This window comes from Luteibacter rhizovicinus (assembly GCF_004342265.1).
GTDB classification, from domain to species: Bacteria; Pseudomonadota; Gammaproteobacteria; order Xanthomonadales; family Rhodanobacteraceae; genus Luteibacter; species Luteibacter rhizovicinus_B.
Window position 1 is genome coordinate 899877 of the sequence record NZ_SMCS01000001.1, and the last position, 21352, is coordinate 921228.

Here is a 21352-nt window from a genome sequence, read left to right on the forward strand (position 1 = left end):
TCCGTTCCTTAGTGGGGGGCTTTGGCTGTCTGTGCAGCCGCTACAGGCGCGGTACCCGCCTCGGTGGCGTGTACCGCCGCGCCGGGCTGGACCATCTGCAACCCTTCCACGATGACTTTGTCGCCGGCCGACAGGCCGCTCTCCACCAGCCACTGGTCGCCTATGGTGCGGGTGGCCTGCACGTCGCGCAGCGCGGCCTTGCCATCCTTGTCCACCACGAACGCGGTAGCGCCGCCCTTGGGATCGCGCAAGATACCGGCCTGCGGCACCAGCAAAGCCTGCGCGTTGGTGCCCTTGTCGAGTACGGCGCGCACATACATGCCGGGCAGCAACGCATGCTCGGGATTGGGCACGATGACGCGCAGCGCGAAGCTGCCGGTGGTGGGATCTACGCTGACGTCGGCGAACTCCAGCTTGCCGTCGAGCGGATAGCGGCTGCCATCCTCAAGCAGGATCTTCACCGGCGTGCCATTGCTTTCCTTCAGCGTGCCGGCGGCCAGTTGCTTGCGCAGCTGCAGCAGCTCGCCGCTGGACTGCGTGACATCGACGAAGATCGGATCGAGCTGCTGCACCCGCGCCATCGGATCGGCCTGATTGGCCGTGACCAACGCGCCCTGCGTCACGCTGGATTTGCCGATGCGGCCGCTGATCGGCGACACGATGCGTGCGAAGGCGAGCGTCACGCCGGTACTTTCGACCGTCGCCTGGGCCGCGGCCACATCGGCCTCGGCCTGACGCCAGGTGGCGGTGGCGCTCTCGTCGTCCTGCTTGCTCACCGCGTCGATGCGGGCCAGTTCGGTGGTGCGCCTGGCGTTGAGCTGCGCCGAATACAGCGTGGCCTTTGCCTTGGCCAGACTGGCCCTGGCGTTGTTGTTATCCGCACGATAGACCGCGTCGTCCAGCTGATATAGCGGCTGTCCCGCCTTCACCATGGCTCCTTCGGTAAACAGGCGCTGCTTGATAACGCCATTCACCTGCGGCCGCACTTCGGCGATGAGATAAGCGCTGGTGCGCCCCGGCAATTCGCGGGTCACCGTAACGGGTTGCGGCTTGAGCGTGACCACGGTGACCTGCACCGGACCGCCCTGCTGCTGTTCGGTATGGCCGCCTTTGCAGCTAGCCAGGGCCAGTGCGACAGCCGTCAGGACGCACACCGGAATCAGGCGCGTCGGAATATTTCGGGGAGACATGGGGAACCTCGACCAGACCGCCTGGGGTGTGCGACATGGAAAAATGAATGACCGTTCTCATTATTGAACCGTAATCCCGTATTAGTCAACTAAACTAATGGCACGGGTAGAGAAAGGTCAGAACAACAGAGGGTTAGGGATATCGAGATCGTGCGCCGAAGCCGCAGGCAGCGCCCCTGCCGTTCGTCATTCCGGCTGTTGGGGAGGCTCCGCGAGGAAAGGTTGCTAGCCTCAAACGTAGCGCCGCTCACCGAAGCGGGCCACGCTGTAGGTTCCCCAGCCCTGGCCGGACAGGGCGCCCAACGGCACCCTGTCCAGACTTGTAGGTACTTTCCTACAAAGCGCGTTGGCTTGTCCTGACAATGGATGCTTGAGAAATTTCTTACGATGGCGGCAGAAAAGTGCCCCGTCACAAGGAACTTCAGGGATGTCTACGCTAACCGGTCGCGTGAAGGGCTTCGGTCATCGCTTCAGCAGGTTTCGATGGGGGCTGTGTCTGGTGCTGATACTGGGCTTGGTGCCACACGCGTTTGCCGGTTCGCAATACAGCGGTCCGTACACCTACCAGACGTATGACGACCCGACGGGCAAGTGGACCGACCATTCGGCGACATCAGCCTCCGAAGCGGTTGAGCAGGCGAAGGCGTACCTGCAGGAGCACAGCAAGCCCGCAGGGCCGTGGACCTGTCAGGTCATCGTCTACAGCTTTCCCGACGACAACAGCTTTACCCTGGTCAGTCACCGCGACGGCCAATCCAATTGGAATGCGGATTGCAACAGCAACTTTTTCAACGACGAGATCCATATCAGCGCCACATATCGCGGCTATGACGTGGGGAGGAACCGGGGCGCTTGCGATTGCAGCGGCGGCAACGGCAGCGATAGCGGTCCCGCGCCGGGATCGCCGTTGAAGAACGACCCGGTCAACGTGGGCACGGGCAACAAGTACGAGCAGGACACCGACTACACGGCGCCCGATGGCTATCTCACGTTTCGCCGGTTCTATAACAGCGTCGGCGGCGAAGGGTTGTTCGCCCGGCCACTGGGACTGGCTTGGCGCCATTCGTTTCAACGCGAACTCTATCCGGCCAATACCAATGGCGGCCGGGCCACGATCATTGTGGCCTACCGGCCCGATGGCAGTTCCGCACAATTCCGGCGGCCCTCGACCGGCACGACCTGGTTCAATGACTATGACACCCAGAATCTCTTCAGCGAGACCGACGACGCGGCCGGCAACGCGATCGCCTATACCCTGACCCTGGCCGACATTCAGCAGACTGAAACCTATTTTGCCGATGGCCGACTGAACCAGGTCACGGACGCGCGTACGGGCCAGGTACTCTATGCGACCATCTACAGCGACGCCTCGACACCGATCACCGTCGCTCCCAAGCCCAACCTGTTGATTGCTGTGACGGACGTCAATGGGCGCTCGCTGCACTTCACCTACGACGCGCAAGGCCGGCTACAGACCCTGACCACTCCGGATGGGGCGGGGGTGACCTATGGTTTTGATAGCAGTGGTGCCGTGTTGTCCTCGGTCACCTATGCCGATGGGGCGGTGAAGCGCTACCTCTACAACGAGGCGGACAAGACCGGTAACCACAACTGGCCCTTGGCCATGACCGGGTCGATCGATGAGCGCGGCGTTCGTCTGGAGACCACCACGTACGATGCGCAAGGTCGTGTGACCACGTCAGCGAAGGCCGGCGGAGCCGATGGTCTGACGCTGTCCTACCTTTATGAGGCGGGCATCAACGGCACCACCATGACAGGAACCCTGGGAGCGGTGACCGTGCTGAGCTTCAGCCTGCCGTTAGGGCGTGGGCAAATCCGGGACAGCAGCCAACCCTGCGGACCGTCGTGCGCACAGCCCTGGAAGTTGGTGAGCTACGACTATGCCGGTCATCCCACGCAGTACAACGATTTCAACAACAACGTCATCTACACGACCTATGGCCAGACCGATGGTCTGCCGACCAAGCAGGTCGAGGCCTCCGATACACCCGCACAGCGCACCACCGAGACGACTTGGGACGTGCCGGCCCGCGTACCGCTGACCCGGACCGTCAAAGCCAAGGACGGCACGCTCGTTCGCTCCCAGGCGTGGGACTACAACGACCGCCATCAGGTGACGGCCGAGTGCGACTTCGATGCGTCCGTCGCCACGAGCTACGCCTGCGGGGCGCAGGCGAATGCCCCGGCGGGTGTCAGTCAGACCCGCTACACCTACTGCGACGCAATCGACACGACGCGGTGCCCGCGCGCCAACCTGCTGCTGTCGGTGGATGGCCCTCGGACCGACATTGCCGATGTCACGATGAACCGCTATTACCTGACCGATGATGAGAGCGGATGCGGCACGGCGGGCGGGGCCTGCCACCGCGCAGGCGACCTCTATACGATCGCCGACGCTCTGGGGCATACCGCGACGATCCTGACCTATGACAAGGCCGGTCGCGTGGTCCGACGCCGGGACGCCAACGGGGTGTTGAACGACATCACCTACAACGTGCGCGGGTGGCCGACGCGCCTCACGGTTCGCGCACAAGCCGACGGCAGCACCTCTGCGGACGACGCCACGACGCAACTGGATTACGAAGTCACCGGATTGCTACACAAGGTGACGGACCCGGACGGCGTGTTTGTCACCTACAGCTACGATGACGCCCATCGTCTGATCGATGTCGCCGACGCTGCCGGCAGCCACCTGCATTACACCCTCGACGCCGCCGGTAATCGCACCAAGGAACAACTCCTCGACACCCAGGGCACGGTGACCTGGTCGGTCTCACGGACGTACAACACGCTGGGCCAACTCATGCGCACCATGGATGGCAAGGGCCAGGTCGTATTCGACGCCTCGGCAGCGAATGCGTATGACGGCAACGGCAACCTGATGAACTACACGGGAGCCAATGGGGCGCAGCAGTCCGATACCTACGATGCCCTGAACCGTCTGGCCAGCCGCGTCGCCGATGTGAACGGCACAAATGCGGGCACGGCGAAGGCGACCAGTCGTTTTACCCTCGACGTACTGGATCGGCTCACCCAGGTCACCGATCCGGACAACCTCGCGACGACCTATGGGTTCGATGGACTGAGTCACCCTACCTCGCAGAAGAGTCCGGATACAGGCACCCGAACGGCGACGTACGACGTGGCCGGTAACGCCCTCACCCAGGTGGATGCGAAAGGGGTGACGGTGACTCATGCCTACGATGCCTTGGGTCGGACGACGGTAGATAGCTACGACGATACCCGGCTCAACGTGGCCTACCATTTCGACGAGGCCGACGGCGTCACGGGGTGCAGCGGCTCGTATGCAGTGGGGCGATTGACCCGCATCGTCGAGTCGGCGGTGACCACGACTTACTGTTATGACGCTCAGGGACGGGTGACCGAGCGGCGGCAGACGCAAGGGACGGTGACCGACACCACCAGCACGGTCTATACCCGCGCCGGGCGGGTGACGGCCGTCGCCACTCCGGGCGACACGGTGACCGAATACGGCCGCAACGCCCTGGGACAGATCACCTCGGTAAAAGTGACGCCGGCCAACGGAACAGCCACTCCGGTGGTGACCGCCGCGACGTATCTACCGTTTGGCCCCCTGGCCTCCTATACGCTGGGCAACGGGCAGGTCGTCGCTCGCACGTACGACGCGAATTACCAGGTGACGGACGTCACCAGTCCGGCCTTGAACCTGCATTTCGTCCGGGATGCGGCGGGCAACATCACGGCCTTGGGCGACACGGCCGGCGCGAACCCCTCGACCGAGACCTACGGATATGACGCGCTGTACCGTTTGACTGCCATCAACGATGCCGCCGGCAACGCCATTGAGGCCTACACGTACAACAAGACGGGTGATCGCCTGAGCAAGAGCGCGCCGGGACTGGCCACCGGGACCTATGGTTATCAAAGTGGCACCCATTGGCTGACGGCGATCGGCACAGCTTCGCGAACCTACGATGCCAACGGCTCGACCACAGGCAGCGTGGTCGCAGGCGTCGCATGGGGCTATGGCTACGATGGCCGGGGGCGGCTGACGGTGGCTCAGCAGGGCGGCGCGACGGTGGGTACGTATACCTACAACGCCTTGGGGCAGCGCGTCGCCAAAACGGTCGGAACGACCCCGCTTCGCTTCGCGTACGGCGATGTCGGCCAGTTGCTCGGCGAATACGGAACGGCGCCTCGTGATTACGTCTGGATGGATAGCGTGCTGGTCGGCGTGGTCGATAGTGCCTCCGTCACGTTCATCCATGCCGATGCGTTGAACACGCCGCGCGCTGTAACCGACAGCGGTGGTGCCACGCTGTGGAGTTGGGCGCTGAAGAGCAATCCATTTGGCGAGGTATCGCCAACGTCGAACGGTGGTTATACGTTGAATTTGCGCTTCCCAGGGCAATACTTCGATGCCGAGTCCGGACTCAACTACAACGTCCGCCGTGACTATGAGCCGGCAACGGGTCGCTACATTCAAAGCGATGCCCTTGGGCTCGCGGGGGGAACAGATACCTATGCTTATGCAGCGAGTTCGCCGCTTCGATATTTTGACTTGCTAGGGAACAAGCCAGGCGACCCCTTTCCCACTCCGGGGGCGGCCGCACTCGACGCCCTGTCCTATATCAACGCATTGTCGATAAGCTCAAATCGCGAATACGGCGGGCTGACATATAAGAAGGACGGCTGCTTCTATGCCACCGAACCAGCTCCGGGCATAGGAGACCATGTAAAAGCCTTCGCCGAAGGTCTAAAGCGAATGCCCGAGGATGGGGTTGAGGACGGTGACTACCATACGCATGGATCGTATGCGAAGCATGGACCAGACGGAAAACCCGTTCCTGTCAGCTCTGCCGCTGACGACGAGTACAATTCTGACAACTTTTCAAAGACGGATATGGATAACAGCAAAGTTGCCAATGGCCTCTTTCCTGGGTGGAAATCTTATCTTTCCACTCCAGGTGGAACCTATCAGCAGTACGACCCGGCAACGGGAAAAACCAGTGCAATGAAAAGGTAGGAGGCAGATTATGGACACGAACTTCCGAGTATTTGCGTTGCTGATATTGGTCGGCACCGCCTCATCACCTGTCCGTGCAATGGGCGAGGATTATGAGTTGGACTATCAATCCTCTCAAGCTGTCTTCCGTGCTATCGAGGCCTGCAAATCCGACGGATGTGATCTCAATGCCTACCGCTTTTCGGTCAAGCGGGGCACGTCGGGAACCGAAGTAACGTTAGTCGGAAGGCAGTTATCCGCCAACGAACTCTTCACGGGCGATGAAGAGCATGTTACCGAGCGACACTATCTCATCGACCTCCCTGGCCGGAAACTGATACGGAAGTGGTACGGCAAGTGATCGTCGTTTCGACATTCAGATGGTGATGGACAGCCACTCCAAGAACGTTAACTGGATCATGGAAGTCCTCTCGAAGAAGCCCCTATGCAGGCGTAGGAGGCGTTGGAGCGCTTCCAAGTGAATTCCTGTTTCGTAAGCGGCAATCGCAGTCTTGATCAGATGATCCTTAACGGACGCCGGTCCGATCTCGTGGCATAAGCGGGCGATCGGGCACGGCCTCGCCGCAAACGCGCAAGCATGGAAAATCATCATGAAACTGGCTGTCGTGACTTATGGAACGGAGGGCGATACACGCCCACTCGCGGCACTGTGCCGGGCGCTGATGGATGCCGGGCACGAAGCGCGATTGCTTGCCGACGCCGCTACGTTAGGCAGCGCAAACGCGCTTGGCGTGCCGACGACGGCGATGGCCGGGGACATCAAGGGCGCCCTGCAACCTGTCGTCGAGCAAGGTGGCCGGTTCACCGGCACAGCGAGCGCCCTCGCGCGCATTGCCAACGTCAATGCCGAGGCGTGGCTCAGGCAGATCGTAGCGACCGCACAGGATTGCGATGCCATTATTGTCGCCGGTCTGGCGGCGTTCGTGGGTTTGTCGGCCGCCGAATACCTTGGCGTGAAAGCCATCGGTGCCGGCATGATTCCCATCACTCCGACGGCGGCATTTCCATCCCCCTTCCTGCCGCCCCGAATGGTTCCGCGTCTGCTCAATCGCGCAAGCCACCAGTTCGTGAATGGCCTCCTCTGGCGTGCCTTTCGCAAGACAACGAACGAGGCCCGGTCGGTTGTGTGCAACTTGCCTGCCCGGAAAAATCTTTGGACTGAGCACCCCATGCTCTACGGTGTGTCGCCCAGCCTATTGCCCACCCCTCACGACTGGCCCGTGAATGCACGCCTGTGCGGCCAATGGTCCCTGCCCTCGCAGGCATGGTCGCCATCGCAATCGCTCGGCGATTTCCTCGCGTCGGGCGAGCCGCCGATCTATATCGGGTTCGGAAGCATGGCGGGTTTCGACCGCCCACGAATGCTGAAAGAAATCGTGAATGCCATCGCCGGCCGCCGGGCATTATTCCAGCCTGGCTGGAGCGGCGTGAACACGGCGGAGTTACCTGAAAACATTTTCGAGATCGGCGAAACACCTCATGACTGGTTATTTCCCAGAACATCGATGGTTATTCACCACGGTGGTTCCGGTACCGCCCATTCCGCGACACGAGCCGGCGTTCCTTCGGTCGTCGTGCCATTCGCCGGCGATCAGTTCTTCTGGGCCGACCGGTTGCGGCAAGCCGGCGTGACGGCGGCTGCCGTTAGTGGAAAGCATCCGGATGCCGTGAAAATCGCCGACGCCATCGCGTTTGCGAAGACCGAGACCGTCCGTTTACGGGCACGCGCGCTGGGTGAAAAGATGCATGCCGAGGACGGCCTGGTCGATGCAGTCTCGGCCATAGAGCGAATTATGTCTGTCGAGAAATAGATGCTGCAGTGCAAAAGATGGCGACTTTTAAATCCCCGGTCCGGACCATGACTTCGATAGGAATTGTCTGAATGAGCTTTTGACGCGCGCGGCCTAAACTGGTGACGCCCGGCGTTGCGCTATCGTGACCGTAGCCCGTGCATACTTCCGCATACATACCCGTCGTCCATTCAATGATTTTCGGCCGACGGCCGTTTCGCCCACCGGTACCTTCACGGAGTCTCTGGCAATGGCAGCACACGGCATCATTGTATGGTTGATCATCGGCGCATTGGCCGGCTGGCTGGCTGGACTGTTGGTCAAAGGGGGCGGCTTCGGCCTGATCGTCGATATTATCGTCGGCATTGTCGGCGCATTTATCGGCGGCTGGCTGGCCGGTGTCTTAGGCATCACCCTTGGTGGTGGCCTGATCAGCTCGATCATTACCGCGACGGTTGGTGCGGTGGTGCTGCTGTTTGTCTTACGCCTGTTCAAACGGGCCTGAGTCGATAGCGGCGTTACGGAAGCGCTGGCATCTTGCCGGCGCTTTTCCGCATGCCACCGATCGGATCGACAGCATGACACTCAGGAATGATGCAGAGGGATATGCAAGAGGCAGTCGCGCAACCGGACCATGGCGGATGTCGTCTGTGCCGATAACGTTCGCCGGATCAGCGGCGCCATCAGCCTGGCGAGGAATCCCTTGGGCAGGATGTCGACGTTATGGGTGAGATATGTGCCCGGACCACGCGGCCGCATACGAAAGGCAATGCTCACCGTCATCTTCCGGTCGGCGTACTGGCAACTCAGATGCTCCGCGCGACAGCGCGCCGTGATGATTCCTTCCATCACGCCAAGGCGCAATCCATCCAGATACACATAACGCACCGCGTCGCCGACCTCGTTCGGGCCTGGCTGGTGTTTCTGAAAGCGGATGCACCGGTCCAGCCACTTCGGCGTGACCGAAAAATCGTCGAGCATGTCGAAAACCTGCTCCGGCGACCGGGGCACGAACATGCTCTTCTCGAAGGAAATACTCATACGAAATACCGACGGAGCGCTCAAGTCGAATGTTTCAGCGCTACCACGGCCCGACGCAGCAGATCGCGCATTCTCGGATCCATCGCAACCAGGCGGTCCACCGAACGCAGCATGACGAGCGAGGCATAATCGCCCAGGGCCGCCTCGCCCCACTCCGCCAGCAGAATCCGACGCAACACAGGTAAGCGGACTTCGGCCAACGAAACGGCGTCTTCCGGGTCGACGGCGGTCACCAGGTCGTGGAGGTCGCGCCTCATAACCATTTCCCGGGCATCCAGCGCAGGCGAAGGACTGAGACTGAGATGGCTTTCGATGCGACGCAGCACATCGAGCAATGAACTGCGATGCAGGGGCAATCCCGTACGTACGGGGAGAGGCATAGGTGGCCTCGCCGGCTGGGCCGGATCAGTATGACTGGACTCCGCGATGGCATCAGCCGTGCGCAAGAAGTGTTGTTGTGACGTCCTCATCTCGTATGCCCAGCCCCCTTCAGTAACAACTAGATCCCGACAGCCAAGCCCTATGGGGGCAAACACGGGCTTGACTGCCGCCGACGTAATCGCCGACACATACACGTCCCTGGTACGCGGAAACCTGCTGTGTGACGTGCCTGGAATCCTGGTCCGGCCAGGGAGCGCAATGCCGTCACATCTCGTGGTCGTAATTTGGGCGACTGGCATCGCGTTTTGAATCAGAAAAGTCCTAGACAATCTAAATAGTGACTTTTCACTCGCCCGACTTTCCGGAACGACCGGCAAAGCCGCACGGCAAAGCCGTCCCGGCAGCCATGTGGGAACGGCTGTGGATTCTCGCGTGGAGCCGTCTGGATTGGTTTCTAGAGCAGGCCGTTGGAGCGGGCGTAGTCGTATAACTGCTTGTCGCCGTCCAGACCGAGCTTGCGCATGGCGTCGCGCTTCTGCTGGCTGACGGTTTTCACGCTACGCCCGGTGCGGCGGGCGATTTCGGAGACAGTCAGGCCCTGGGCCAGGAATCGCACCACTTCGGCCTCGCGTGGCGACATCGAGCCCGGCTCGTCGCTGACCATCACGGCTTCTTCGATCTGTTTGCGCGTGCGTTCGCTGAGATAGATGCGTCCCGCGCAGATGACGTCGATCGCAAGCATCAACTCCCTGGTCATCGCCATTTTGTCGACGACGCCACTCACCCCGACCGCAAGCATGCCTTGCACCAGGGCCGGATTGCTGAGCATGGTGAGTACGAGGATGGAAAGCTGCGGATGGCTTTTGCGTAGCCCGGCCAACATGGACAGGCCGTCCTCGGAGAGCTGATCGTCCGGCATGGAGAAATCGGTGATGAGCAGGTCGCAGGGCTCGCGTGACAGCAAGCTGACCAGCTCCTGGCCGTTGCGCGCTTCGCCGACGATGCGGAACTTGTCCCCGTAACTTTGCAGCGCTGCTTTCAGCCCCATCAGGACAACGGGATGATCGTCGGAAATAATGACCCGCACTGCGCACCTCATCGTGCGGCTTACGTTAGCCCGCAACTCAACCGCCCATGGCCGCGTATACATTCGCGCACACGGCATGGTTTGTGCTCGAACGGCGGCAACAGTAACATGAACGCGTAGCAAGGCCTGCCATGAACTCAGTCAGCACCGCGGCGCCGAGGAGCGATATGCCGACCACGCTACCCCATCCGTTGCCCGGGATCGCTGCCTTCGAAGCTTTGTACGGAGCCGCCTGGGTCGACAACCAGGCGACCCCCATCTCCGCCACTACGCTCGTGCTGGCGGCGCTACTGATCCTGGTGGCGGTCGTGGCGTTGGGTCTTGCCTGGCTGCTGCAAGCCCAGGTAAGCAAGGTCAAGCGCCTGCATGCGGAACTCCTCACCCAACGTTCGTTTTCCGAAGGCGCCCTGGACGCATTGCCAGCGTCCGTGGTCATCCATGGCCTGAATGGGCACATCGTCGGCACGAATGCGTACTACCGGCAGCACCCTGCCGCCGCCGAGGCGATGACGGCAGCCATTCTGGCCGAAGGCTTCGGCGAGACAGCAAATGGACACGAACCTCGCGAGATCGACTACACAGCCGATGACGGCATATCGCGTCAGGCCCTGATATGGAATCGTCCGATCCTCGCGGAGAGCGGCGGCCCCGTCGGTTCGATCAGTATCCTTATCGATATTACGGAATTTCGCGACGCGGAACGCGCGGCCCGGATCACCGACCGGGGCCTGCGCGACATCGTCCAGCGAATCCCCGTGGTGGTCTTCACCATCCTCAAGGACACTCAGGGGGTGCGTCACCTCACGTTTGCCGCAGGCGACGTGCGTGCCTTGTTCGGGCTGGAACTGGCGGATCTCCTGGGAATGGGCGACGTGCTACAGGAACGTCCGTTGCAGGGCCGTATTCATCCCGACGATATTGCCGCTTTCGGTCGCCTGATCTCTCCCGCCACCGCCGGACTGCAGCAACGCTCGCTCGATTTCCGTGCTTTCGGCCGCGACGGCCTGCGCTGGATCCACGCCACGCTTGCACCGCAGCCGTTGCCAGACGGAAGCGTACGGCTGATCGGCTACTTCATCGACACCACCGAACTCAACGCGCGCAACGAAGCCCTGCGCATTGCGCGCGATGTCGCCGAGCGCGCCTCGAAGGCGAAAGCGGATTTCCTGGCCACGATGAGCCATGAAATCCGTACGCCGATGAATGGCGTGATCGGGATGCTGGAATTGCTCGGACGCACGCCGATCGATGCCGAGCAGCGTGAACTGTTACGTGCCGTGGAGGATTCGGCGGACGTATTGCTGCAGGTACTGAACGACATTCTGGATTTTTCCAAACTCGAAGCGGGCGATCTCCGGCTGGATGAAACGCTATTCGATCCGCGCGTACTGGTCGACAACGTCATCAGTGTGATGGCGGCGCGCGCGCAGACGAAAGGCCTTGGCGTCCATATAGCGATCGATGCCACCGTCGCCGGCACGTTGCGCGGCGACAGCGTCCGTCTGCGCCAGATTCTGTTGAACCTGCTGAGCAATGCCATCAAATTCACGGAACGAGGCAGTATTGCGGTGCGCATGGTCGTGCTTGGCGACGACAACGAGCACCAGCACCTGCGCATCAGCGTCACGGATACCGGCATCGGTATTCCAGAAGAGAAGCAGGCCACGCTGTTCAATCCGTTCACTCAAGCCGAGGCCTCGACCAGCCGGCGTTATGGCGGCACCGGGCTGGGCCTTGCCATCTGCCGCCATCTGGCCGAGCTCATGGACGGTTCGGTCGAGCTGAGCAGCGAACCCGGAGTGGGAACGACGGTGGGGTTCGAAGTCCGCCTGCCCGTGGTACGGCGAGAAGTCATCGCACCCGCCGGACTGCACGGGCGCCATGCGGTCGTGCGGATCGGCTCGGCCGAAACGGCCGCGGCATTGAGCGAGCACCTGAAGTCTCTGGGCATGACGGTGGAACAATCCATGCCATCGCAATCGCTGCGCGAAGGCATGGCAGCGAGCTTGCTGTTTGTCGACCCCGCCGACAAGGACAGCGAGACCCGGATCAGTGCCCATGTCATTGCCGTCACCGGCGATGCAGGTCCTTCGACGGTGAGAGACGAACGGTTGTTCCTCAGTGCGAACCCGCTGAAGTGGCAGTCGCTGGTGCGCGCCTGCCTTGTCGTACTCGAACTGCGCGACGACACGTCGCCGGAAAACGATGCGCGCTTCTCTTCCGGTGGGATAGCGGACGCCGATCCGCTGCTCTTGTCCCTGACCGGTGTGCCGGCCGATCGCGGGCACATCCTGGTCGCCGAAGACCATCCGGTGAGCCAGAAGCTGATCCTTCGCCAGCTGGCGATCCTCGGCTTGAGTTGCGAAGTGGTGGACAACGGTCGCGACGCTTTCGAAGCCCTCAGCGGAAACGAATACGCGATGCTGCTCACCGACTGCAACATGCCCTTGATGAGCGGATACGAACTCGCCACGGCATGGCGCCAGCACGAAGCGGAGATCGGTAGCCAACGACGCCTTCCCATCATCGCCATGACCGCCAATGCGCTGGCCGGGGAAGCCGTGCGCGTCCGCAACGCCGGCATGGACGATGTCCTGAGCAAGCCGCTGCAACTGCTTCCGCTCAGCCAGAAAATCAGCCAATGGCTGCCGGAACAGCCGGCATCCTCACGTTCCCACGTATCCAACGCTTATGACGCCACACAGCTGGCCAGCCTGACGGGTGGCAACGGGGAGTCTGGCCTGCACGCCGAAATGCTGCAGGCCTTTTCCAGTGCCAGTCGCGACGACCTGCTTGAACTCCGCCGTTGCGTCGAAATGGACGATACGGCGGCGGCGTCCTTGAGCCTGCATCGTCTGCTCGGCGCCCTGCAACTGTTTAACGATGGCGCATTGCTGAGCCAGGGCAAACAGTTGCTTGAGTCCCTGCATACGGAACGGGCGAACGAAGCTCTCTCGCGCTTGCCCGGTTTTGCCCTGGAAGTGGAAGCCCTGCTCTCAAGTCTGAATAGCCAACTAGCTGAATAGACAAGTCAATTAGCTATTTCCTTGAGACTCCACGACAATGGCAAAATATTTACGCCGCATCAGGCTTGTCGAATCCGGATGGTTCGGCGCGTCTGCAGGGATCGAGCGGACGAGCGTCTGGGGGCGCAACAGGAATGAGGTTATGACACACAGGGTTTGGGGGCGGTCCCAGCTTGGCCGCTGGTTGTTTGCTGCATTGCTTGCTATCGCTTTCGCTCCGGCATTTGCCGCGCCGGTTGCCGACTGGAACTACCGGGTACGTCCCAACGACACGATCTGGGATCTGGCCGGGCATTATCTGAAACCGGATATCCCCTGGCAGAAACTCCAGGACTACAACAAAGTCGCCGATCCGCTTCATCTGCCGCCCGGTATGACTCTGCATATTCCGGTGGCGTGGCTGCGACTGGAACCCGCCAGGGCCAAGGTGATCGCCGTCATTGGCAATGCCACCGCCACCCTGCCCGGCACCGCGCAAGCCGTGCCCGTGACGCAGGCCATGTCGTTCGGTTATGGCGCTACCCTGGTGACCCAGGGCGATACCAGCCTCACCCTGGAGTTCGCGGACGGTTCGCGCATTCTCGTGCAGAGCAATAGCGAACTCGCGCTCGATCGGCTTAGCGCCTACGGAAACACCGGCATGGTCGACACGCGCGTGCGTCTGCAGCGTGGGCGCATCAACAGCGACGTTATTCCCATGAGCGGGAACGCCGCGCGATTCAGTGTGTCGACCCCGGGCACGATTTCCAGCGTGCGCGGCACCCACTTTCGCGTGATCGCCGATCCGGAGACCGACGCGGCACGGACCGAGGTGACCTCCGGCAAGGTCGACGTCGGCAACGACAGACGGCATGTGCTGGTGAAGACGGGGCTCGGCGTAGCCACCGCCGGGGGCGCATCTCCGGGACAACCGCAATCGCTGCTTCCCACGCCGGCACTGTCCTGTCCGACAGCACCCATCAATCAATTTCCCTACGAGTTTCAGTGGCAGCCATTGGATGGCGCGCAGCATTACCGCGTGCAGGTAGCGTCCAGTGCGAAATTCGAGGCCCTGCTGATGGACCGCGTTGTCGACGACGCTCATGCGGTCATTCCCGACCTGAGCGATGGCATCTACGCGATTCGTGTGCGCGGTGTCGGTACAGGCCAGCTCGAAGGCCTCGACGCCACCTGCTCCGCTGTCACCATCGACAGCCATCCGCAGCCGCCGCTGATCGTGTCGCCACAACCCGATACCCGGGTGCGCGATACCCGACCGCAATTCCGTTGGACGGAAAGCCAGCAGGCAGCGTCCTACACCTGGCAGCTGGCCAGCGACTCCGCGTTCGAACATCTGCTGGCCGAACAGCCTCAGGTGACGGGCAGCGACGTTCGTCCGCCGCATTCGCTGCCTCTTGGACGCTACTACTGGCGCATCGCCAGCCGCGACGACACCGGCAAAGTGGGCCCTTACACCCACGCACTTCCCTTCGACCTGGTATCCGAGCCGCCCGCTCCCGTGCCCGGCGAACCTAAACACTCGCATGGCGATCTGGTGCTGAGCTGGCCCGCGGGCAACCCGGATCAGCGCTATAACGTGCAACTGGCGCGTCAGCCGGAGTTCGCCCAGCCGGAAGTGGATACCACGCTCGACAAACCGGAAATCGACCTCAAGAACCTGTCGTCGGGCAAATGGTATGTACGGGTGCGAACCATCGACACCGACGGCTATGCCGGACCCTGGGGCTCGGTGCAGAAGACGCGCATTCCATGCATGGCGTGCCGCTGGGCCGCGGCAGGCGGCGGGGCATCGTTGTTGTGGTTGATACTTTGACGCCATGAACCGCGGTAGCCGAACTGACGAATGGAACCCCGCCGATGCCGCGGCAGTCGACGATGCGTTCTGATCAGCCCGTCGTAGATTCGCTCGCCGTACTCGGGCGTGTGCTGATCTGGATGATCGGTGTCGCCTCGCTCACCCTGATAATGGCGAGCGGCGCGGCCACCCGACTCGACAACACGTTCTACGATCTGCATATGCATCATTGGTCGTATCGGACCGGCGACGCCGTGGTGATTGTGGCGATCGATGCGAAGAGTCTGTCCAGGCTCGGCAATTGGCCGTGGCCGCGCGCAGTGCATGCCCGGTTGCTCGATCGCCTCACCGATGCAGGCGTTCGCGGTGTCGGTATCGACATCACCATGGCCGAGCCCGACATCAATCACCCGGAAAACGATCGCGCGCTCGCGCAGGCCATTCGTCGAAACGGGCACGTTGCCATGCCAGTGTTCGCCGAAGCCGCCGAACTTGGTGGAACGCTGGAAGAGATGCTGCCCACGCAGGAGATCGCCAGCGAGGCATCTGCCTTCGGTCACGTCGATGCCGCCAAGGACGACGACGGTGTCATTCGTGGCGCCTACCTGAAAGCTGGTCTGGGGCGCCCGTACTGGCCGGCCCTCGCCCTCGTCGTCTATGACATGGACCGGGAAACGCAAAAGCCAGTACTACCCAGCCTGCACAGGCCGGATACGGATACAGAGTCGCCTTACCAATGGATGCGCGACGACTATGTCCTGCTGCATTTCGCCGGACCGGCCGGTAGCTTCGACCAGGTCTCCTACGTCGACGTGCTGGAGGGCCATGTCTCGCCCGAGCTACTCAAGGGACGCTGGGTATTCGTCGGCGCCACGGCCTCGGGACTTGGCGACCTGCTGGACACCTCGGCCTCGGGTGGCGACGAGCGCATGCCCGGCGTGGAGTATCAGGCCAACCTTCTCGAATCCGTCGAGAACGCCAGCACGCTGACGCCATTGAATTTCACGAGCCAGTTCGTCGTCGGTGCGGCATTGCTGACGTTGCCACTATTGCTCTACGGTCTGCCCGGATTTCGTCAGATGTGGACGATTGCCCTGGTCGCCCTGCTCGCATGTTTCGGAACGAGCGTTGCACTCTTGCGGATGGTGGGATGGTGGTGGCCTCCCTTGAGCTGCGTGATCGTCATGGCTGTCGGTTTGGGTGTCTTCTCGGCGCTGCGAAAGTTCAGGGATCGTCACAACGCTTCGAGATGAGGTTGTATCAAGGCCTCGAACCACTCGATGAATGCATTGAGCCGACGCGAACGCTGGCGACGATGGGGATAAATGAGCGACACCGGCATGGAGGCCGCGCGAAACTCCGGCATGATTTCGACAAGCTCTCCCCTTTCCAGGAGATGCTGCACATCGAAGCGCGGGATCTGGATCAATCCAAGGCCCGCTACGCAGCAGGCAATGTAGCTCTCCGCATTGTTGACAATCACGCGACTGGGCGCTGGCAGTTGCTGCTCCCGTCCCGAGACCAGGAATTCCCAGGGCAGTTCCCGCCCGGTGGTCGGCGAAGCGTATCCGACCGACCAATGTTTCTTGGCCAGGTCGCCGGGATCCGCCGGTACGCCATGCTCGCGCAGATACTCCGGGCTCGCGCAGTTGATGAGAGCGATCTGTCCTAGCGGGCGAGCCACCAGACTGCTGTCTTGCAGCACGCCGAAACGCACAGCGCAATCCACGCCTTCGTGCACCAGGTCGATGACGCGGTCGGTCGAACCCAAAGCAAGCTGCAGGCGTGGATACCGGCGCAGCAAGCCCGGCAACGCCGGGGCAACCAGGCGACGGGCGATACGACTGGGCATGTCCACGCTCAGGCGACCCGAGACTTTGCGCTGGCTCGCATGGAACAACTGATCGATCTCTTCCGCATCGGTCAGGAACCGGCGCACATGCTCCAGCAGCTGCATCCCATCGGTGGTCAACCGCACCTGTCGCGTCGTTCGATGCAACAGGCGCGCGCCCATGGTCGTTTCCAGCTGCTGGATGGCGGCGGAGATCGAAGCGCGCGGTATATCCAGCACATGGGCCGCCTTGATGAAACTGCCCATCTCGGCAACCTGGATGAAGACGCGGTACTGATCAAGTCTGTCCATGGGGTCCTTTGACACAGATCTTTTGGGCTGAGGCACCGATGCCGGAGCGATCAACCGGCAAATAATGCTCCGATGCCTCCCCGCATGCGACAGCGTCCCTGGAGCCTGTGGCCGAGATGGCTTACTTGGTCGTGTATCCGCCGTTGATGAGGATGGTCTGGCCAGTGATCCACCAACCGTCGCTGACGAGATGGCGAATGAACGGCACCACGTCTTCGATGCTCGTCAGGCCCGTCTTGCTGAACGGCGAGAGCGCCGCGGCCGTCTTGTGGTACGCCACCGCATCGGCGCCTTCGGCGGGATAAAAGAACGGCGTGTCCATCGGGCCCGGCCCGACCGCGGTCACCGAGATGCCGCGTGCGCCGAATTCCTTGGAGGCCGCGCGGGTGTAGTGCTCGACCGGCGCCTTGGTGCCTGCATAGGCGGCATAGAACGGCGTGTATGCGCCCAGCAGTGAAGTCACCACGGTGACGATCTTGCCGTTGTCGTTGAGGTTCTTGCCGGCTTCCTTGAGGAAGAAGAAGGCGGTCTTGGAATTGACCGCTGTCATATCGTCGTATTCGGTCTCGCTGATTTCCGTGATTGGCTTCTTCAGCACCTTGCCGACGGTGTTGATGGCGATGTCCAGCTTACCCACCGCCGCGATGGCGTCGGCAAACAGCTTTTCTACGGCACCGGCCGTCGTCAGATCGGCCTGGATAGCCACCGCTTGCGCGCCAGCAGCCTGGAGAGCCGCCACGGTCACGTCGGCGTCAGCCTTGCTGGCGGCGCTGTTGTAGTGGATGGCCACGGCTTTCGCGCCCTGTCCTGCCAGGTCGCGAGCGATCAGTCCGCCGAGGTTCTTGGCACCGCCTGCGATAAGAACGGTTTTGCCTTTGATGGAATGGTCTGCCATGTAAATCTCCAGTGCGTGAGCGGAGATCCGAGTCTAGGTGGCAATGTCCGGAGGATCAGCTATCCCGATCGGGATGGATTATCCAGAAAACAGATCCAATCGCAGAGGGGAAATCAAAGGCGTGCCATAGCCGCCATGCGCGAAGAAACGATAGCGAATACGTTATCGCCGCGCTTCGACGACCTGTCTTCCACTCGTGGTCCTGGTAACGACCGTCGTGGCGGGCTCGCCGCCGATGGTTAGTACCTGGTCCGCGATCGTTGTCACGTCGACCCGGTGCGAGACGACGATCAGGATCGTGCGTGGCATGCGACGTTTCATCGTGGCCAGCACGGCTCTCTCCGACGCCGCATCGAGTGCGCTGGTGGCCTCGTCCAGTACGGCGATGAACGGCTGCCGCAGCATGACCTGGGCCAGCATCAGACGTTGCAACTCGCCACCCGATAGCCGGCTCGAGGCACGGTCCAGCGACGTGTCGAGACCATGCTCCGAACGAGCAAGCCGGGCATCGAGACCGACGTCCAGCAACGCGTTTCGCAACATTGCGTCGCTGGCCTCGGGCGCTGCCCATAGCAGGCTTTCGCGGACGGAAGACTGCCATGGCCTGACGTTCTGGCTGACGTAGGCACCGTTCCTCACCAACTGCCGATAGCCGTCGAAATCGAGGGGCCGGCCGTCGACGCATGCCTCGAACCGCTCGGGCGGGGCCATGCCCGCCAGCACGTCGACCAGACTGCTCTTGCCGATGCCGGAGTCGCCGTATATCAGGGTCATCTCGCCCGGTACCAGCATCAGGTCGACGACATCCAGTCCGGCGAGCGGCGGCAGCACCCGTAAGCGGTCTATCCGTAGCGTGCCGACCACGGTCGTCTCGGGCGGTGACGCGGCAGACGCATGCGCCGTGCCCAGGCGCATATATCGCTGCCATAGTTCGAACGCTGGCGCCGCCGAGCGCAGTTGCTGGAAACTCTGCCGGGTCGAGACAAGGTAAGGCAGCAGGCGCCCGAGCAGCAGGCACACCGCGATCAGCGACGCCGAATCGATGCCGTGCCAGCGCTGCGCGAGGACGAAGACGCCGGCGATACCCGCCGCCGCCAGCAGTTCCAGCAGCAAGCGTCCGGAAGCCACCAGTTCCAGCTGTCGCGCGTAGCCATCGCAAAGCCCGGCGGAGATCGCGCCATAACTCGCTTTCTCCGCACTCTCGCGTTCGAACGAACGGACGTGGCGCAAGCGCCGTGGGAAATCCTCGCTGTGCCAGAACAGCCGGGTCATATCCGCGACGTACTGCCGGCTTACCCGCGATTGCTCGCGACCGAAGACACGCGAAGCAAGCAGACCGACGACCATCAGCACGGGTGCCGCCAGCATCAATGGCGGCGATACCCAGAACGCGAACGCCAGACTGACGGCAGCGGTGATCCCGGCTACCAATAGCTGCTGCAAGGCACTGTAACCCTGCACGACGATCTCGACGTTGTAGGTGAGGACATTGGCGATCTCCGCGGACGTCGCATCCGCCAGCGACGCCAGCGGTGCATCGATCAGGCGGGCATGAACGCTGCGCCGCAGATTCATGCCGTAGCGTCCGACCAGACGCGCACCGAGTCGCGCCGTCTGCCAGCGTAGCAATGCGAACGCCACGGTTGCGATAACGAAGACCATGACCTGCGTGCCGGCCCGTCCGTGCAGATCGAACAGTCCACCGCCGAACGGCAGCGGTTGCCCCGGTTGGACCAGCGGCACCAGCAGCACTGCGGCGAGGCTGCCGGCCAGTGCCGAGCCCAGGGACAGCGCGACATAGATCGCTGTCTCGATCAGGTCGTCGCCTGCGAGCGAGCGCACGAGGGATCGCAACGGCCCTTGCCCGGTGTCCTTCGCGGTCGACGTATCGACCGTCGCCATCACGCGCTCGCCACGCGGCGCGGCGACAGCAGCGTCAGCAACGCATCGGCGGAATCGCGCGGATGCCGTCCACGAAGCAGTCGATGCATACCCATGCGCATCATCTCCTGTTCGAAGCGACGCCAGCCCGGTTGCGCGGCCGCATACGGCTGATCGGCGGACAGCCGTCCGGCGATCTCGTGCCGGGGTATCGGGCTCAGTAACGCATCGGGATCGTCCGCTATCCGGTTCGACACCAAAACGGCGCCGATCAGTGTCATGGGAGTGGCGACGGACCGGCCCCGACCGAGGCGCAGGTCAGCCTCGAACTTCTCGACGCCGCTACGACGACGGATCACCGGCGATTCGCCGATCCAGCGACGGGTTTCCTTGTCGTCGACGAAACGCAGTGCGTCGTCGCGGACATGAAGATAATTGGCGACACCGGTGGCGAGCATATTGTCCGGCTGCACGAAGACGGCATCCTCGGCGAGAAAATCCATCCCTTGCAGCAGACTGTGCAGTGCCAGCGTCGACTTGCCCGCACCACTGGCGCCGAGCAGCAGGATGCCCCGCCCTTCCCTGCCCACGCAGGCGCCATGCAGCGGCACCAGATCCATCCCGCGCGCCGCCAGCAGGAACACCGCGAATTCGATGAGTTCGTAACGCACATGGTAGGGATGGCTCAACATGTCCTCGGACACCACCACGAGCGCGCGGCGTTGTCCGGGCGAGACCAGCACATAGTTCGACGCATCCATGACGCCACACAGCAAGCCCGCACCGGATTGCGTGCGCACCGGCGGCGGTTCGTCGACGGAGCGATCCGTCTGTCGCGGCACGAGACGCAGCTCGACATGAAACATCGGCGGCGCCGCATAGCGCCGTTGCGGCGGCAGCCCGCCATAAGCCGCCTCGACCAGTCGCAGCAATGCTTCGCTCGCGCTTTCGAAATGGAAATGGCCGCCGAGTATGTCCTTGCGGACAGTGAGCGGCGGAGCGGATCGTTCATGAAACGGATCGGCACCGGCGTCGCCGATGTCGTGTTGCGTAGTCGGGGCCATCGTCGTCGATCGAAGGGTGAGCCGATCCGG

General features: G+C 62.2%; 15 protein-coding genes. 7 read left to right on the forward strand and 8 right to left on the reverse strand.

Going from position 1 to position 21352, the window contains the following annotated elements; genetic code table 11:
- Positions 1 to 8: 8 nt before the first annotated feature.
- Positions 9 to 1190, reverse strand: a complete 1182-nt coding sequence (locus EC912_RS03990; RefSeq protein WP_132141807.1) for an efflux RND transporter periplasmic adaptor subunit — start codon at positions 1188 to 1190, stop codon at positions 9 to 11.
- Between the two features lie 427 nt (positions 1191 to 1617).
- On the opposite strand from EC912_RS03990, the gene EC912_RS03995 reads away from it, so the two are divergent.
- The 4 genes from EC912_RS03995 (at position 1618) to EC912_RS04010 (ending at position 8514) form a co-directional block, all read left to right on the forward strand.
- A complete protein-coding gene (locus EC912_RS03995; RefSeq protein ID WP_132141808.1) occupies positions 1618 to 6219 on the forward strand; it encodes an RHS repeat-associated core domain-containing protein in 4602 nt (1533 codons plus the stop codon).
- 10 nt (positions 6220 to 6229) lie between these two features.
- Positions 6230 to 6559 carry a hypothetical protein gene (locus EC912_RS04000; protein ID WP_132141809.1) on the forward strand — a complete coding sequence of 110 codons (330 nt, stop codon included), beginning with the start codon at positions 6230 to 6232 and terminating at the stop codon, positions 6557 to 6559.
- 346 nt (positions 6560 to 6905) lie between these two features.
- Positions 6906 to 8030 (forward strand): glycosyltransferase, encoded by a 1125-nt coding sequence (locus tag EC912_RS04005; protein WP_243649127.1) that lies wholly within the window; start codon positions 6906 to 6908, stop codon positions 8028 to 8030.
- 229 nt (positions 8031 to 8259) lie between these two features.
- Positions 8260 to 8514 (forward strand): GlsB/YeaQ/YmgE family stress response membrane protein, encoded by a 255-nt coding sequence (locus tag EC912_RS04010; protein WP_132141811.1) that lies wholly within the window; start codon positions 8260 to 8262, stop codon positions 8512 to 8514.
- Positions 8515 to 8594: 80 nt separating this feature from the next.
- Here the strand turns inward: EC912_RS04010 and EC912_RS04015 are convergent, their stop codons facing one another.
- From EC912_RS04015 to EC912_RS04025, 3 genes are all read right to left on the reverse strand, one after another.
- Positions 8595 to 9050 (reverse strand): SRPBCC family protein, encoded by a 456-nt coding sequence (locus tag EC912_RS04015; protein ID WP_132141812.1) that lies wholly within the window; start codon positions 9048 to 9050, stop codon positions 8595 to 8597.
- A 20-nt stretch (positions 9051 to 9070) separates the two neighbouring features.
- Positions 9071 to 9430 carry a hypothetical protein gene (locus EC912_RS04020; RefSeq protein ID WP_132141813.1) on the reverse strand — a complete coding sequence of 120 codons (360 nt, stop codon included), beginning with the start codon at positions 9428 to 9430 and terminating at the stop codon, positions 9071 to 9073.
- Between the two features lie 455 nt (positions 9431 to 9885).
- Positions 9886 to 10518: a response regulator transcription factor gene (locus tag EC912_RS04025; protein WP_132141814.1), complete on the reverse strand. Its 633-nt coding sequence runs from the start codon at positions 10516 to 10518 to the stop codon at positions 9886 to 9888.
- A gap of 131 nt (positions 10519 to 10649) precedes the next feature.
- On the opposite strand from EC912_RS04025, the gene EC912_RS04030 reads away from it, so the two are divergent.
- The 3 genes from EC912_RS04030 (at position 10650) to EC912_RS04040 (ending at position 16592) form a co-directional block, all read left to right on the forward strand.
- Positions 10650 to 13544 carry a PAS domain-containing hybrid sensor histidine kinase/response regulator gene (locus tag EC912_RS04030; protein ID WP_132141815.1) on the forward strand — a complete coding sequence of 965 codons (2895 nt, stop codon included), beginning with the start codon at positions 10650 to 10652 and terminating at the stop codon, positions 13542 to 13544.
- A 142-nt stretch (positions 13545 to 13686) separates the two neighbouring features.
- On the forward strand, positions 13687 to 15357 hold the full coding sequence (locus EC912_RS04035; protein WP_165973498.1) for a FecR domain-containing protein: 1671 nt from the start codon (positions 13687 to 13689) through the stop codon (positions 15355 to 15357).
- A 62-nt stretch (positions 15358 to 15419) separates the two neighbouring features.
- The gene (locus tag EC912_RS04040) at positions 15420 to 16592 is read left to right on the forward strand and encodes a CHASE2 domain-containing protein (RefSeq protein ID WP_243649128.1); all 1173 of its coding nucleotides are present in this window, start codon (positions 15420 to 15422) and stop codon (positions 16590 to 16592) included.
- Here EC912_RS04040 and EC912_RS04045 read toward each other — a convergent pair.
- The 4 genes from EC912_RS04045 to EC912_RS04060 all read right to left on the reverse strand — a co-directional run bounded on the left by EC912_RS04045 (position 16574) and on the right by EC912_RS04060 (position 21322).
- Positions 16574 to 17482: a LysR family transcriptional regulator gene (locus EC912_RS04045; protein ID WP_132141817.1), complete on the reverse strand. Its 909-nt coding sequence runs from the start codon at positions 17480 to 17482 to the stop codon at positions 16574 to 16576. The genes EC912_RS04040 and EC912_RS04045 overlap by 19 nt on opposite strands.
- Positions 17483 to 17603: 121 nt before the next feature.
- Positions 17604 to 18377: an SDR family oxidoreductase gene (locus EC912_RS04050; RefSeq protein WP_132141818.1), complete on the reverse strand. Its 774-nt coding sequence runs from the start codon at positions 18375 to 18377 to the stop codon at positions 17604 to 17606.
- A 162-nt stretch (positions 18378 to 18539) separates the two neighbouring features.
- Positions 18540 to 20279 (reverse strand): ATP-binding cassette domain-containing protein, encoded by a 1740-nt coding sequence (locus EC912_RS04055; protein ID WP_132141819.1) that lies wholly within the window; start codon positions 20277 to 20279, stop codon positions 18540 to 18542.
- Positions 20279 to 21322 (reverse strand): serine kinase, encoded by a 1044-nt coding sequence (locus tag EC912_RS04060; protein WP_132141820.1) that lies wholly within the window; start codon positions 21320 to 21322, stop codon positions 20279 to 20281. Before EC912_RS04060 ends, EC912_RS04055 begins: the two co-directional genes overlap by 1 nt.
- Positions 21323 to 21352: the final 30 nt, after the last annotated feature.